The organism is Pseudomonas sp. 9AZ (genome assembly GCF_902506525.1).
In the GTDB taxonomy this organism is placed as follows: Bacteria; Pseudomonadota; Gammaproteobacteria; order Pseudomonadales; family Pseudomonadaceae; genus Aquipseudomonas; species Aquipseudomonas peli.
The window spans coordinates 3,849,467-3,864,319 of the sequence record NZ_LR733840.1 but is presented as its reverse complement, the minus strand read 5'-3'; the positions used below and the strand labels follow the sequence as shown (position 1 = coordinate 3,864,319).

Below are 14,853 nucleotides of genomic sequence, written 5' to 3'. Positions count from 1 at the left end.
ATTCGAGGAGAGAAGGGCAGATGAGCAAATTCTGGAGCCCCTTCGTCAAAGACCTGGTGCCTTATGTGCCAGGTGAACAGCCGAAACTGGCTAAGCTGGTCAAGCTCAACACTAACGAAAACCCCTATGGTCCGTCGCCCAAGGCCATCGCCGCCATGCAGGCCGAGGTCAATGACAACCTGCGCCTGTACCCGGACCCGAACAGCGACCGCCTGAAACAGGCTGTGGCTGACTATTACGGCGTGCAGACCGCTCAGGTATTTGTCGGTAACGGTTCCGACGAGGTGCTGGCGCACGCCTTCCACGGTCTATTCCAGCACGGCCAGCCGCTGCTGTTCCCGGATATCAGCTACAGCTTCTACCCGGTGTACTGCGGCCTTTATGGCATCGATTTTGTACAGGTGCCGCTGGATGAGCAGTTCCAGATTCGCGTTGAGGATTACGTGCGGCCCAACGGCGGCATTATCTTCCCCAACCCCAATGCGCCGACTGGCTGTGGGCTAGCGCTGGAGGCGATCGAGCGTTTGCTCAAGGCCAACCCGGATACCGTGGTGCTGGTGGATGAAGCCTATATCGACTTCGGCGGTGAAACGGCGATCAGCCTGGTGAATAAATACCCCAACCTGCTGGTCAGCCAGACCCTGTCCAAGTCGCGCTCGCTGGCCGGATTGCGGGTCGGCATTGCGGTGGGGCATCCGGACCTGATCGAAGCGCTCGAGCGGATCAAGAACAGCTTCAACTCCTACCCGCTGGACCGTATGGCGATTGCCGGCGCGGCGGCGGCGTTCGAGGACAAGGCGTACTTCGAGCAGACCTGCCAGCGGGTGATCGACAGTCGCGACGCTGTGGTTAGCGGGCTGCAAGCCTTGGGCTTTGAGGTGCTGCCATCACAGGCGAACTTCGTGTTTGCCCGCCATCCGGACAAGGACGCGGCGACTCTGGCGGCCGGTTTGCGTGAGCAGGGGGTGATCGTGCGTCACTTCAAGCAGCAGCGGATTGCCCAGTTCCTACGTATCACCATCGGCACGCCGGAGCAGAACCAGGCACTGCTGGACGCGCTGCAAGGTCTTTAACTGGCAGTCGTAAAAAAGCCGGAGCACTGCTCCGGCTTTTTGTTATCTGCGAAGCCTTACTCGTGGTGCGCTGCACCGAGGAAGGTCAGCGAGGTAAACAGGCCGCGCGTCTCGATGTCCTTGTCACCTTTGACTGGCAGGTCGATGGACGCGCTGATGATGTTCAGCCCTTCGTTACGTACCAGCACCTGGGCGCGGCCGTCGGCATCGGTGGTGGCGCTGACCTGGTGCGGCGCGCCACGGTAGTCACCGATCAGCTCAACTCCTGCAGCCGGTTTGCCATCTACCAGTACCCGTACGGCCAGCGGCTTGCCGGGGCCGACCTTGAGTGGGTCGACTTCCGGCAGGATAACCATCTTCAATTGATCCAGCTTCGGCAACGTGGCGCCTTCCTGGTAAATCGCCAGGCTGTACTTGAAGGTGTGCAGCGACTCGGTCGAGTTCGGCACTTTGCTGCGGCCCTGGTTGATCCACTGCTTGTCCGGGGTCAGTGACCAGGCGCCGTTATCCAGCGCCACGCCAAGTACCGCTGGGGTTTTCAGCGGTTGCAGGCGGGCGTGATCCTCCAGGCGCTGGACGGTCACCGGAATCATCTTACCGGCGGCGTCATAGGCCCAGGCGCCGCTTATTTTCTCGGCCTTGAATGCGTTGTCCTCGGCACCGTGGCCGTAGATGGTTTCGATATGGCCGCGGCGCTGTTCGGTCCACAGGCCGTGGGCCTGTACCTGCCCGGCGAGTAGGGTGGCGAACAGCGCGGTAAGCATGGCGGGTTTGACGGTACGCATACTGGGGTTCCTTGAGTGATGGGTCAGAGATTGAGGGTCAGGCTGAGGCTGAGGTTGCGCGGATCACCCGGCATGACCCAGACGTTGTTGTAGGCGCGCTCGTAGTACTCGCGGTCGAACAGGTTGTTGAGGTTCAGGCCGATGCTCAGGTCTTCATTGGCCTGGTAGCGCGCGAGCAGGTCGACGGTGCTGTAGGCCGGTAATTCGAAGTCGCTGCCGGCCTGCCCCGAGCGATCACCGACATAGTTGAGTGCGGCGCCGATATCCGAGCCGCGCAGGCGGCCTTCCTGAAACTGATAGACCGTCATCAGACTGCCGCTGTGGCGGGCGACGCCGAGTAGCTTGCTGCCCACCGGCAGGCTGTTGTCTTCGGTGACTTCGGCATCGATAAAGGCGTAGGCGCCGATGATGCGCACGGCATCGCTGAGCTGGCCGCTGAACTGCATATCCAGGCCCTGGCTACGCGCTTTGCCAGCGGCGATGCTGTCGCCGGGGTTGGCCGGGTCGGCGGTCAGCACGTTTTCCTTGTCGATATGAAACAGCGCAATGGTTGCACCCAGGCGGCTATCAAGCAGGTCGAGCTTGAGCCCGGTTTCATAGCCCAGGCCCTTCTCCGGCTTGAACACCGTACCTCGGCTGCTGATGCTGTTGGGCTTGAACGAGGTGGAGGCGTTGGCGAACACCCCGACCTGTGGCGTCAGCTGATACAGCAGGCCCGTGCGGGCGGTGGCAACATCCTTGTTCTGCTCATTGCTGACCCGCGTGCTGCGGTTCAGCGCGGTTTGCTCATAGCGTTCGAAGCGCGCGCCGATCAGGCCGCTCAGGCGTTCGCTGAAGCGGATCTGGTCCTGCAGGTTGAGGGCATAGCTCTCGGTATGCTCGAAGAAATCGTTGGGGTTGACGATGGTCGGCTTGGCCTGGCCGTACTGCGGTTGGTAGATGTTTTGGCCGTAGCCCAGGGTGGTCGCGCTTTGCGGGTACTTCTGGCTGTTGCGGTAGTTTTCGTACTCCAGGCCGGCGAGGGTCTGGTGCTGCCAGCTGCCGAGGTTGAAGCTGCCGTGCAGCTCGGCCTGGGTGATGCTGTCGTTCCATTCGAAGCTGCGCTGGCGATAGAAGCGCGTCAGGGTGTCGCCGACCAAGCGCGACGGCTCGGAGCTATTGCCTTGCAGGCGGCCCTGGGCGTAGTGGTTGGCCAGGCGCAGCTTCCAGCTGTCATTGAGGTAATGCTCAAGGCTGACCTGCAGCATCTGGTTGTCGTTGCGGATGCTGCCGTCGTTCGGTTCGCCCATAAACGTGGAGTCTTTCACCGCGCCCATGCGGTTGTTCACCGCCGGGATACCACGGTCGAACACCGATTCGGTGCGACTGAATTCGCTTTCGATCAGCAGCAGGGTGTCGGCATCCAGCTGCCAGCTCAGCGACGGGCTGACGATCTGCCGTTCACTGCCGACATGGTCGCGAAAGCTCTGGTTGTCCTCCACTGCCAGGTTGACCCGTGACAGCAGGGTGCCCTCGTCATTCAGCGGGGTGTTGACGTCCAGGCTGCTGCGGTAGCGATCCCAGCTGCCGGCGCTGGCCTTGAGCTGGCTGAAGGCCTCGGCCTGCGGCTTCTTGCTGACGATATTGATCATGCCGCCGGGATCGCCACGGCCATACAGGCTGGCGGCCGGGCCTTTGAGTACCTCGATGCGTTCGATGCCGGAGGCGTCCGGCGAGCTGTAGCTGCCGCGGTTGATGGCGAAGCCGTTCTTGTACAACTCGCCAGTGGTGAAGCCGCGCACGCTGTAATTGAGGAAAGTCAGGCCGCCGAAGTTGTTCTGCCGGGATACGCCACCGGCAAAGTCCAGGGCGCGGTCGATACGCGTGGTACCCAGGTCATCGAGCACCTGTGCGGGCACCACGTTGATGCTCTGGGCGATCTGCTCAATCGGTATATCGGTACGCGTCGCGCTGGCCGAGCGGGTGGCGCGATAACCCTGAACCGGACTATCTGCTCGCTCCTGGCGGGCGGTGACGGTAGTGGCAGAGAGCTCAACGGGGTTATCTGCTGCAGCGGCAACAGCGCTGGGAACCAGCAGGCTGGCAAGTAAGGCGTGGGCGGCGCGCAAGGTAAAACATCCTTCTACTGTATTTAATGTAATAACATAACATTAAAGTTGAGAAGGTTTATCGATTGCGTTGCGCAAATTGAAAATTTTGTGGATTAGCTGCCGTTGGCGGGCGGTCTGACGCCGATTTCTGCAGTCAGTTGCAGCGGTTTGCCGTTGCGCAGTATGTCGATGCGGATCTTCTCGCCTGGCTTGGCGCGTGCCACCTGATTCATCGAACGGCGGCCATCACCGGCGGCTTCACCGTCGATGCTGAGGATCAGATCGCCGGGCTGCAGGCCGGCTTTCTGCGCGGGGCCATTACGGTAGATACCAGCAACGACGATGCCGGGGCGTCCGTCCAGGCCGAAGGATTCCGCCAGTTCCGGGGTCAGCGGCTGCACCTCGATCCCCAGCCAGCCGCGAATCACCTGGCCGTGCTCGATAATCGCCTGCATTACATCCATTGCCAGTTTCACCGGGATGGCAAAGCCGATGCCTTGCGAGCCGCCCGATTTGGAGAAGATCGCGGTGTTGATACCCACCAGGTTGCCGTAGGCATCCACCAGGGCGCCGCCGGAGTTACCGGGGTTGATCGCCGCGTCGGTCTGGATGAAGTCTTCGTAGGTGTTGAGGCCCAGCTGGTTGCGCCCAGTGGCGCTGATGATGCCCATGGTCACGGTCTGGCCGACACCGAAGGGGTTGCCGATGGCCAGGCTGACGTCACCGATGCGGATATTGTCGGAGCGCCCGAGGGTGATAAACGGCAGGTCCGGCAGGTCGATCTTCAGCACCGCGAGGTCGGTTTCCGGGTCGCTGCCAATGATGCGGGCCAGGGTTTCGCGGCCATCCTTCAAGGCCACGACGATCTGATCAGCACCGGCGACTACATGGTTATTGGTCAGCAGATAGCCTTCCGGGCTCATGATCACCGCCGAGCCGAGGCTGGACTCCATGCGCCGCTGCTTGGGCAGGTTGTCGCCGAAGAACTTGCGAAACTGCGGATCCTCGAACAGAGGATGCGCAGGTTTGTTGACGAATTTGGTGGTGTACAGGTTGGCGACAGCCGGCGAGGCCAGATTCACCGCATCGGCGTAGGACACCGGGCCTTCCTGCATGCGGCTGTAGAACGGTGCCTGGCGCACGTGCACGTCCTGTCCCGGCAAACCGACCCACTGGGGGAAATACTGCATGATCAGCAGTGCCGACAGCACGCCGACCAGCAGGGGCCAGCCGAGGAAACGCAGGGCCTTGAACATCGATCCAATCCTGAGGGTTGCCGGGGGCAGGTGCGCCCCTTAAGGTGCGCCATTATAGAGAGGTGGCTGCGAATAAAGCAGCGCCCGCACACCTGTTGATAAGGAAACACGATGGCCATAGCTCTGGCGACCCTGGTGGAAGAAGCCGACCGCTACCTCAACGCGGCGCGAATCAGTGATTACTGCCCCAATGGCCTGCAGGTCGAGGGGCGGCCGCAGGTGCGGCGTATTGTCAGTGGGGTGACCGCCAGCCAGGCGCTGATCGAGGCCGCTGTAGAAGCCGACGCCGATGTACTGCTGGTGCACCATGGTTACTTCTGGAAGGGCGAAAACCCCTGCATCACCGGGATGAAGCGTCGTCGTCTGCAAACCCTGCTGGCCAACGACATCAGCCTGCTGGCCTATCACCTGCCACTGGATGTGCACGCCGATGTGGGCAACAACGTGCAACTGGCCGCGCAGCTGGGCATTACCGTGGAAGGTCCGCTGGAGCCGGAAAACCCACGCACCGTTGGCCTGATCGGCTCGCTGGCCGAGGCCATGAGCCCGCGTGATTTCGCCCGCCATGTGCATCAGGTGCTGGGCCGTGAACCCTTGCTGGTCGAAGGCGATGAAATGATTCGTCGAGTCGGTTGGTGCACAGGCGGCGGCCAGGGTTATATCGATCAGGCGATTGCCGCTGGGGTCGATCTGTACCTGACCGGCGAAGCGTCCGAGCAGACCTTCCACAGCGCACGCGAAAATGGCATCAGCTTTATCGCCGCTGGCCATCACGCCACCGAGCGTTATGGTGTGCAGGCTTTAGGCGATTACCTGGCGCGGCGTTTTGCCATTGAACATCTTTTTATCGATTGCCCCAATCCTATCTAAGAACCTGCACACGATCTGCTGCGCGTCGGCCAGACTGCGTTAAAAATGGCCTCGGAATGCTCATTTACAGCCAGTAAACTCCGCTTCCTCGGCCATTTTTTCCTTGTCTGGCTCTAGCTCGCTATCTCGTGAGCAGGTTCTGAATGGTCTTCCCGGCAGGTATAAAGCTAGATCGTTTCGATCTAACTAGGCTCCTGATTAGAAGTGGGTGCTGTGCTAGAGTGCGCCCTCGTCCACGGCCCGCCGGCCCAAACACATCGCATTTCGTGAGTAGCCATGCTCGATAAACTGACCCACCTGAAACAGCTGGAGGCGGAAAGTATCCACATCATTCGTGAAGTGGCCGCCGAATTCGACAACCCGGTGATGCTCTATTCCATCGGTAAAGACTCCGCCGTGATGCTGCATCTGGCACGCAAGGCGTTCTTTCCGGGCAAGCTGCCGTTCCCGGTGATGCACGTCGATACGCGCTGGAAGTTTCAGGAGATGTACGCTTTCCGCGAAAAGATGGTCAACGAGTATGGTCTGGACCTGATCACCCACATCAACCCCGATGGCGTGGCGCAGGACATGAACCCCTTCACCTACGGCAGTGCCAAGCACACCGACGTGATGAAGACCGAGGGCCTCAAGCAGGCGCTGGACAAGTACGGCTTCGATGCCGCCTTCGGTGGCGCGCGCCGCGACGAAGAGAAATCCCGCGCCAAGGAGCGCGTGTACTCGTTCCGCGACAGCAAGCATCGCTGGGACCCGAAGAACCAGCGTCCCGAGCTGTGGAATGTGTACAACGGCAACGTCAAGAAGGGCGAGTCGATCCGTGTGTTCCCGCTGTCCAACTGGACCGAGCTGGACATCTGGCAGTACATCTATCTGGAACAGATCCCGATCGTGCCGCTGTACTTCGCCGCCGAACGTGAAGTGATCGAGAAGAACGGCACGTTGATCATGATCGACGACGATCGCATCCTCGAGCACCTTTCCGATGAAGAGAAAGCCCGTATCACCAAGAAGATGGTGCGTTTCCGTACCCTCGGCTGCTACCCGCTGACCGGCGCGGTGGAGTCCACGGCCACCAGCCTCACTGACATCATTCAGGAAATGCTCCTGACCCGTACTTCCGAGCGTCAGGGCCGCGTCATCGACCACGATGCTGCCGGTTCCATGGAAGAGAAAAAACGTCAGGGGTACTTTTAATATGTCGCACCAATCCGATCTGATCAGCGAAGACATCCTCGCTTACCTGGCCCAGCACGAGCGTAAAGAACTGCTGCGCTTCCTTACCTGCGGCAACGTCGACGACGGCAAAAGCACTCTGATTGGCCGCCTGCTGCACGACTCCAAGATGATCTACGAAGACCATCTGGAAGCCATCAGCAAGGACTCGAAGAAAGTTGGCACCACCGGCGATGACATCGACCTGGCACTGCTGGTCGACGGCCTGCAGGCCGAGCGCGAGCAGGGCATCACCATCGACGTGGCCTACCGCTATTTCTCGACCTCCAAGCGCAAGTTCATCATCGCCGACACCCCCGGCCATGAGCAGTACACCCGTAACATGGCCACTGGCGCCTCCACCTGCGACCTGGCGATCATCCTGATCGACGCGCGCTACGGTGTGCAGACCCAGACCAAGCGCCACAGCTTTATCGCCAGCCTGCTGGGCATCAAGCACATCGTGGTGGCCATCAACAAGATGGACCTCAAGGGCTTCGATCAAGGCGTGTTCGAGCAGATCAAGGCCGACTACCTGAAGTTCGCCGAAGGCATCGCGCTGAAGCCGACTTCCTTGCATTTCGTGCCGATGTCGGCGCTGAAAGGTGACAACGTGGTGAACAAGAGCGAGCAGTCGCCCTGGTACACCGGCCAGTCGCTGATGGAAATTCTCGAAACCGTTGAAGTCGCCGGCGATCGCAACTTCACCGACCTGCGTTTCCCGGTGCAGTACGTTAACCGCCCGAACCTGAACTTCCGTGGTTTCGCCGGCACCCTGGCCAGCGGCATCGTGCGCAAGGGCGACGAAATCATTGCGCTGCCGTCGGGCAAGGGCAGCAAGGTCAAGTCCATTGTCACCTTCGAAGGTGAGCTGGAGCAGGCCGGTCCGGGTCAGGCGATCACCATCACCCTGGAAGACGAAATCGACGTCTCCCGTGGCGACATGCTGGTGCATGCCGACAACCGTCCGCAGGTGGTCGACAGCTTCGACGCCATGCTGGTGTGGATGGCTGAAGAGCCAATGCTGCCGGGCAAGAAATACGATATCAAACGCGCCACCAGCTATGTGCCGGGCTCCATCGCCAGCATCACCCACCGGGTCGATGTGAACACTCTGGAACATGGTGCGGCGAGCAGCCTGCAGCTCAATGAAATCGGCCAGGTGCGTATTGCTCTGGATGCGCCGATTGCGCTCGACGGCTATGCGCACAACCGCACCACCGGTTCGTTTATCGTCATCGACCGTCTGACCAACGGCACCGTGGGTGCCGGCATGATCATCGCCGATCCGGTTGGCGCAGGTGGTGGCAGCCACCACGGCGAGCTGGCGCATGTCTCCACCGAAGAGCGTGCCGTGCGCTTCGGCCAGCAGCCGGCTACTGTGCTGTTCAGCGGTCTTTCTGGCGCGGGCAAGAGCACCCTGGCCTACGCCGTGGAGCGCAAGCTGTTCGACTCTGGTCGTGCGGTCTATGTACTCGATGGCCAGAACCTGCGCCATGACCTGAACAAGGGCCTGCCACAGGACCGCGCCGGGCGCACCGAGAACTGGCGCCGTGCTGCTCATGTTGCACGTCAGTTCAACGAAGCCGGTCTGCTGACCTTGGCCGCCTTCGTCGCCCCGGATGCTGAAGGCCGCGAACAGGCCAAGGCGCTGATCGGTGCCGAGCGCCTGATCACCGTGTACGTGCAGGCGTCTCCGCAGGTCTGCGCCGAGCGTGATCCGCAGGGTCTGTACGCAGCCGGTGGTGACAATATCCCGGGCGAGTCCTTCCCGTACGATATTCCGCTGAATGCCGATCTGGTGATCGATACGCAGTCGGTGTCGGTGGAAGAGGGCGTCAAGCAGGTGTTGGCTTTGCTGCGCGAACGTGGTGCGATCTAACGCTACCGTCCAATAAAAAGCCCCGCCCAGTGCGGGGCTTTTTATTGGACGCGGGTTTTTGCCCGTGATGACTGTTTCGCGGGCATGAACGAGGCGGCCCCGCCACTCCTGCAGTCCCGACTCCAACAAAAAAGCCCCGGTTGTTTAGACCAGGGCTTTTTTGGCGGGCGATTATTACTTGTTCTTCAAACCGTAGTTTTCATCGAGCATGCCCGGCACATCGGCGCTTTTCGGCGCGTAATCCTTGGGCATTTCGTTGTTCTTCGGTGGCGTTAGGCGTTCGCGTTTTTCGCTGGCATCTTCGGCGTGCAGGGTGGCCAGCAGACGTTGGCGAGTCAGCTCGTCGAGGGCCAGGCGGTTGGCGCCGTCGGACAGGTGCTCCTGCACGTCCTGATAGCTCTGGGTGAGTTTCTTCACCATGCTGGCGGTGGTGTTGAAGTGGCTGACCACTTCACTCTGGTAAGCGTCGAAACGCTCCTGCATTTCATCCAGCTGGCGCTGGGTTCGGCTGGGCGCTGCGTTGGGTGCCAGGCGAGCAATCAGGAAGCCAATGGCAATGCCTGCTACCAGGGTAATGGCGGGTAGCAACCAGGCGGTAAGCGTCTGTTCCACGAGTCCTTCCTCTCTAAACGGCTTTGCTTTACGTTAACGGCTCGAACCTGCGCTGTATACCGCAATGCAATGCCGAAATGTTTGCGGTGTTGCCTATGGCGCAGGCTGTCAGCTAGACGAGTCGACCCACTGCGAGGTCACGGAGTTCCCTGTTGCTCACCCGCGAAACCCCTCTGATGATTGCCGGCCCCAGCGGCCAACTCGAAGCCCTCTGGCTGGATACCCCTGATGCCCGTGGCGTGGCGCTGATCTGCCACCCCAACCCGGTGCAGGGTGGCACCATGCTCAATAAGGTGGTTTCCACCCTGCAACGCACGGCCCGCGACTGTGGCCTGGCCACGTTGCGTTTCAATTACCGCGGTGTCGGCGCTAGCGCAGGCAGTCACGATATGGCCAGCGGTGAGGTGGATGACGCCGAGGCCGTGGCCAACTGGCTGCGTGCGCAACACCCCGAGTTACCGCTGACCTTGCTGGGTTTTTCCTTCGGTGGCTTTGTCGCCGCTGCGCTCGGCGCCCGCCTGGAAGCCCAGTGTGTGAAACTCGATAAGCTGTTTATGGTGGCCCCGGCCGTGCATCGCTTGACCGCAGAAACACCACCGGCCAGCGACTGTCCGTTGATCCTGATTCAGCCCGAAGACGACGAAGTGATCGACCCGCAGGTGGTGTACCAATGGTCGGCGGCACTCGGGCGTGCCCATGAGCTGCTGAAAGTGGCAGAATGCGGCCACTTTTTTCACGGCAAGCTTACAGACCTAAAAGATCTGCTGCTGCCTCGCCTCTGATCAGCTGCGCGTCGACCTGGCGTCGTTAAAATCAGGCTCGGAATGCTCATGTACAGCCGTACACTCCGCTTCCTCGCCTGCTTTTGCCTAGCCAGCTTCTAGCTCGCAAGATCAGTAAGATGGTTCAAGCAAAGCGAATTTGAATATGACCACTCGTATCCTTACCGGCATCACCACCACCGGCACGCCGCACCTGGGCAACTACGCGGGCGCGATTCGCCCGGCCATCGTCGCCAGCCGCGCCGCCGATGCGGATTCGTTCTACTTCCTCGCCGACTACCACGCGCTGATCAAGTGCGATGAGCCGGCGCGTATCCAGCGTTCCCGCCTGGAAATCGCCGCGACCTGGCTGGCGCTGGGCCTGGATACCGAAAAGGCAACCTTCTACCGCCAGTCGGATATCCCCGAGATTCCCGAGCTGTGTTGGTTGCTCACCTGTGTCGCCGGCAAGGGGCTGCTTAACCGCGCCCACGCTTACAAGGCGTCGGTGGACAAGAACGTCGAGCAAGGTGAAGACCCGGATGCTGGCATCACCATGGGCCTGTTCAGCTACCCGGTGCTGATGGCGGCGGACATCCTGATGTTCAACGCGCACAAGGTGCCGGTCGGCCGCGACCAGATTCAGCATGTGGAAATGGCCCGCGATATTGGTCAGCGCTTCAATCACCTGTTTGGTAATGGCAAGGAACTGTTCACCCTGCCCGAAGCGGTGATCGAGGAAGACGTAGCGACCTTGCCAGGCCTTGATGGCCGCAAGATGAGCAAGAGCTACGACAACACCATTCCGTTGTTCGGCAGTGCCAAGCAGCTCAAGGATGCCGTTGCACGTGTGGTAACCGATTCCAAACTGCCGGGCGAGCCGAAAGACCCGGACAGCTCGCACCTGTTCACCCTCTACCAGGCCTTTGCTGCACCGACCCAGCAGGCGGACTTCCGTGCTGCGCTGGAAGGTGGCCTGGCCTGGGGCGAAGCCAAGCAGGCGTTGTGCACCCTGCTGGAAGCCGAGCTGGGCGAAGCCCGCGAGCGCTATCACGCGCTGATCAGCAAACCGGCTGATCTGGAAGACATTCTGCTGGCCGGTGCCGCCAAGGCGCGCAAGATCGCCACGCCGTTTCTCGGTGAGCTGCGTGAGGCCGTGGGGCTGCGCTCGTTCCGCAGCCAGGCCGTCAACACGGCGGGTGAGAAGAAGAAAGCCGGCAAGAGCGCACGCTTTGTCAGCTTCCGCGATGACGACGGCAGCTTCCGTTTCCGCCTACTGGATGCCGCTGGCGAGCAGTTGTTGCTGTCCAAATCCTTTGCTGATGGCAAGGCCGCGGGTATGGTCAACAAGCGTCTGCAGTCCGGTGAAACACTGGATGTGCGCGAGCAGGACGGCGGTTTTGCCGTCTGGTTGGACGATGAGTGCGTGGCACAAAGCCCGTCATTCGCCGACAGCGAGGCCTGTCAGGCGGCGATTCAGCGCCTGCGTGAGGCCTTGGCGCCGCAGGATTGAGGTGTAGGTTGGGTCGAGGAGCAACGCGACGAAGCCCAACATTGCGTTTTGTTGGGCTTCGCTGCGCTCAACGCCAACCTACCCGATTGCCAATCAACGGGGGCGTCGCTAAAGTGACGCCCCCGTTTTACTTGCCCGGCTAACGAATTTATGACGCCCCTAGAACGCTACCAGGCTGACCTTAAACGCCCTGATTTCTTCCACGATGCTGCCCAGGAAACGGCGGTGCGTCATTTGCAGCGTCTGTATGACGAGCTGATCGCCGCCGACAAGGGCAGCGCCGGCGTATTCGGCAAGCTGTTCGGCAAAAAGCCCCAGGGGCCGGTCAAGGGCCTGTATTTCTGGGGCGGCGTTGGTCGCGGCAAGACCTACCTGGTCGACACCTTCTTCGACGCGCTGCCGTTCGAGAAGAAGATGCGTACGCACTTCCACCGCTTTATGAAGCGCGTGCATGAAGAAATGCGCACCCTCAAGGGCGAGAAGAACCCGCTGACCATTATCGCCAAGCGCTTCGCCGACGAAGCCAAGGTCATCTGCTTCGACGAGTTCTTCGTCAGTGACATTACCGACGCCATGATCCTCGCCACCCTCATGGACGAGCTGTTCAAGAACGGTGTGAGCCTGGTTGCCACCTCCAATATCGTGCCAGACGGCCTGTACAAGGACGGCCTGCAGCGCGCGCGCTTCCTGCCAGCCATCGCCCTGCTCAAGCAGCACACCGAGATCGTCAACGTCGACAGCGGTATCGATTACCGCCTGCGCGCGCTCGAGCAGGCCGAGCTGTTCCACTGGCCACTGGGCGCTGCCGCCGAGGAGAGCCTGCAGAAGAGCTTTGTCAGCCTGCTGCCCGAGCACTGCGTGGTGCAGGAAAACGAGGCGCTGATGATCGAGAACCGCGCCATTGTGGCGCGCAAGGTCGGTGATGACGTGGCCTGGTTCGACTTCCGCGAGCTGTGTGATGGCCCGCGCAGCCAAAACGACTACATCGAACTGGGCAAGATCTTCCATGCCGTGCTGTTGGCCAACGTCGAGCAGATGAGCACCGCCAAGGACGACATGGCCCGGCGCTTTATCAACCTGGTGGACGAGTTCTACGACCGCAACGTCAAGCTGATCATCTCCGCCGAAGTGGAGCTGAAAGACCTCTACACCGGCGGTCGCCTGACCTTCGAGTTCCAGCGCACGCTCAGCCGTTTGCTGGAAATGCAGTCGCACGAGTTTCTCGCACGGCCGCACAAGCCCTGAGAACAGCGATCAGCTGCGCGTCGGCCCTGCTGCGTTAAAAACAGGCTCGGAATGCTCATGTACACCAGTACACTCCGCTTCCTCGCCTGTTTTCGCCTTGCATGTCTCTAGCTCGCAAGATCGCCAGCAAGTTTTGATCCGGCGTGTTTTAGGTACAAGCAGGATAAACTCTGCGCCATCGACTTATTTCTGCGGTTAGCCCTATGACCTTTGCTTCCCTCGGCCTGATCGAACCTCTGTTGCGCACCCTCGACAGCCTCGACTACAAAACCCCCACCGCCGTGCAGGCCCAGGCCATCGTGCCGGTGCTCAAGGGGCGTGACCTGATGGCCGCCGCGCAAACCGGCACCGGCAAGACCGCTGGCTTTGCCTTGCCGGTGTTGCAGCGGTTGATGATGGAAGGGCCGCAGGTGGCCAGTAATTCGGTGCGTGCGCTGGTGCTGGTGCCGACTCGCGAGCTGGCCGAGCAGGTGCTGCAGAGCTTTATCACCTATGGCCAGCACCTGCCGCTGCGCAGTTATGCGGTGTATGGCGGGGTCAGCATCAACCCGCAGATGATGAAGCTGCGCAAAGGCGTGGACGTGCTGGTAGCCACACCGGGTCGTTTGCTCGACCTGTACCGGCAGAATGCGGTGAAATTCAACCAGGTGCAGACCCTGGTGCTGGATGAAGCCGACCGCATGCTCGACCTGGGCTTTGCCAACGAGCTGGAAAGTGTGTTCGCGGCGCTGCCGAAAAAGCGCCAGACCCTGCTGTTCTCCGCGACCTTCTCCGACGCCATTCGCGCCATGGCCGGGCAGATGCTCAAAGACCCACTGAGTATCGAAGTCAGCCCGCGCAACGCCGCCGCCAAGTCGGTCAAACAGTGGCTGATTCCGGTGGACAAGAAGCGCAAGGGCGAGCTGTTTTTGCACCTTTACCAGAGCAAGCGCTGGAGCCAGGCCCTGGTGTTTGTGAAAACCCGCAAGGGCGTGGATGAGCTGGAAGCTGAGCTGCAGCGCCATGGCATCAGCGCCGACTCGATCCACGGCGACAAACCCCAGGCCACCCGCCAGCGGGCCTTGCAGCGCTTCAAGGACGGCGAGGTCAAGGTGCTGGTGGCCACCGATGTGGCAGCCCGTGGCCTGGATATCGATGACATGCCGCTGGTGGTCAACTTTGACCTGCCCATCGTCGCCGAAGACTATGTGCACCGTATCGGCCGTACCGGGCGTGCCGGCACCACCGGTCAGGCGGTGTCGCTGGTCTGCGCTGATGAAGTGCAGCTGCTCTCGGCCATCGAAACCCTGACCCAGCAAGTGCTGCAGCGCATCGACGAACCAGACTTTATCCCCGACCACCGCGTGCCGCAGACCCTGCCCGGCGGCCAGGTGGTGAAAAAGCCGAAAAAAGCCAAGAAGCCGAAAGTGGTCGGCGGCGGTAAAGGCGGCAGCCTGGGCCGCTGGATGGAGACCGATGAACCGGCTGCGCCGGCGGTCAAGGCTGTACGCAAGGTGCCGAGCTTTGGCGGTAAACCGGGTAAGCCCGGTAAGTTTGTTAAGTAATCTCAGCCGC

12 protein-coding genes are annotated in these 14,853 nt (G+C 61.0%); 8 read left to right on the top strand and 4 right to left on the bottom strand.

The features are described from left to right. Positions 1–20: 20 nt before the first annotated feature. Complete coding sequence (gene hisC, locus ALTER154_RS17945) at positions 21–1,073, top strand: histidinol-phosphate transaminase (protein WP_160089110.1); 1,053 nt, start codon at positions 21–23, stop codon at positions 1,071–1,073. A gap of 56 nt (positions 1,074–1,129) precedes the next feature. On the opposite strand, the gene ALTER154_RS17940 is transcribed toward hisC, so the two are convergent. The 3 genes from ALTER154_RS17940 to algW all read right to left on the bottom strand — a co-directional run bounded on the left by ALTER154_RS17940 (position 1,130) and on the right by algW (position 5,204). Further along, positions 1,130–1,858 (bottom strand): DUF4198 domain-containing protein, encoded by a 729-nt coding sequence (locus ALTER154_RS17940; RefSeq protein ID WP_160089108.1) that lies wholly within the window; start codon positions 1,856–1,858, stop codon positions 1,130–1,132. Between the two features lie 23 nt (positions 1,859–1,881). Next, the gene (locus ALTER154_RS17935) at positions 1,882–3,966 is read right to left on the bottom strand and encodes a TonB-dependent siderophore receptor (protein WP_160089106.1); all 2,085 of its coding nucleotides are present in this window, start codon (positions 3,964–3,966) and stop codon (positions 1,882–1,884) included. Between the two features lie 95 nt (positions 3,967–4,061). Beyond that, positions 4,062–5,204, bottom strand: a complete 1,143-nt coding sequence (algW, locus tag ALTER154_RS17930) for a Do family serine endopeptidase AlgW (protein WP_160089104.1) — start codon at positions 5,202–5,204, stop codon at positions 4,062–4,064. A gap of 111 nt (positions 5,205–5,315) precedes the next feature. Between algW and ALTER154_RS17925 the strand changes: the two genes are divergently transcribed. The 3 genes from ALTER154_RS17925 (at position 5,316) to cysN (ending at position 9,168) form a co-directional block, all read left to right on the top strand. After that, positions 5,316–6,074 (top strand): Nif3-like dinuclear metal center hexameric protein, encoded by a 759-nt coding sequence (locus ALTER154_RS17925; protein WP_160089102.1) that lies wholly within the window; start codon positions 5,316–5,318, stop codon positions 6,072–6,074. Positions 6,075–6,350: 276 nt separating this feature from the next. After that, positions 6,351–7,268 carry a sulfate adenylyltransferase subunit CysD gene (cysD, locus tag ALTER154_RS17920; protein ID WP_160089100.1) on the top strand — a complete coding sequence of 306 codons (918 nt, stop codon included), beginning with the start codon at positions 6,351–6,353 and terminating at the stop codon, positions 7,266–7,268. 1 nt (position 7,269) lies between these two features. Next, positions 7,270–9,168, top strand: coding sequence for a sulfate adenylyltransferase subunit CysN (gene cysN, locus ALTER154_RS17915; protein WP_160089098.1), 1,899 nt, complete (start codon positions 7,270–7,272; stop codon positions 9,166–9,168). 174 nt (positions 9,169–9,342) lie between these two features. Here the strand turns inward: cysN and ALTER154_RS17910 are convergent, their stop codons facing one another. Beyond that, a complete protein-coding gene (locus ALTER154_RS17910; protein WP_160089096.1) occupies positions 9,343–9,780 on the bottom strand; it encodes a YhcB family protein in 438 nt (145 codons plus the stop codon). Positions 9,781–9,932: 152 nt separating this feature from the next. Between ALTER154_RS17910 and ALTER154_RS17905 the strand changes: the two genes are divergently transcribed. The 4 genes from ALTER154_RS17905 (at position 9,933) to ALTER154_RS17890 (ending at position 14,843) form a co-directional block, all read left to right on the top strand. Beyond that, positions 9,933–10,562: an alpha/beta hydrolase gene (locus ALTER154_RS17905; protein WP_160089094.1), complete on the top strand. Its 630-nt coding sequence runs from the start codon at positions 9,933–9,935 to the stop codon at positions 10,560–10,562. A 145-nt stretch (positions 10,563–10,707) separates the two neighbouring features. Next, positions 10,708–12,054, top strand: coding sequence for a tryptophan--tRNA ligase (locus ALTER154_RS17900; protein WP_160089092.1), 1,347 nt, complete (start codon positions 10,708–10,710; stop codon positions 12,052–12,054). A 150-nt stretch (positions 12,055–12,204) separates the two neighbouring features. Continuing rightward, entirely contained in the window at positions 12,205–13,299 is a 1,095-nt protein-coding gene (gene zapE, locus ALTER154_RS17895) for a cell division protein ZapE (protein ID WP_160089090.1), read from the top strand. A 203-nt stretch (positions 13,300–13,502) separates the two neighbouring features. Continuing rightward, entirely contained in the window at positions 13,503–14,843 is a 1,341-nt protein-coding gene (locus ALTER154_RS17890) for a DEAD/DEAH box helicase (protein WP_160089088.1), read from the top strand. Positions 14,844–14,853: the final 10 nt, after the last annotated feature.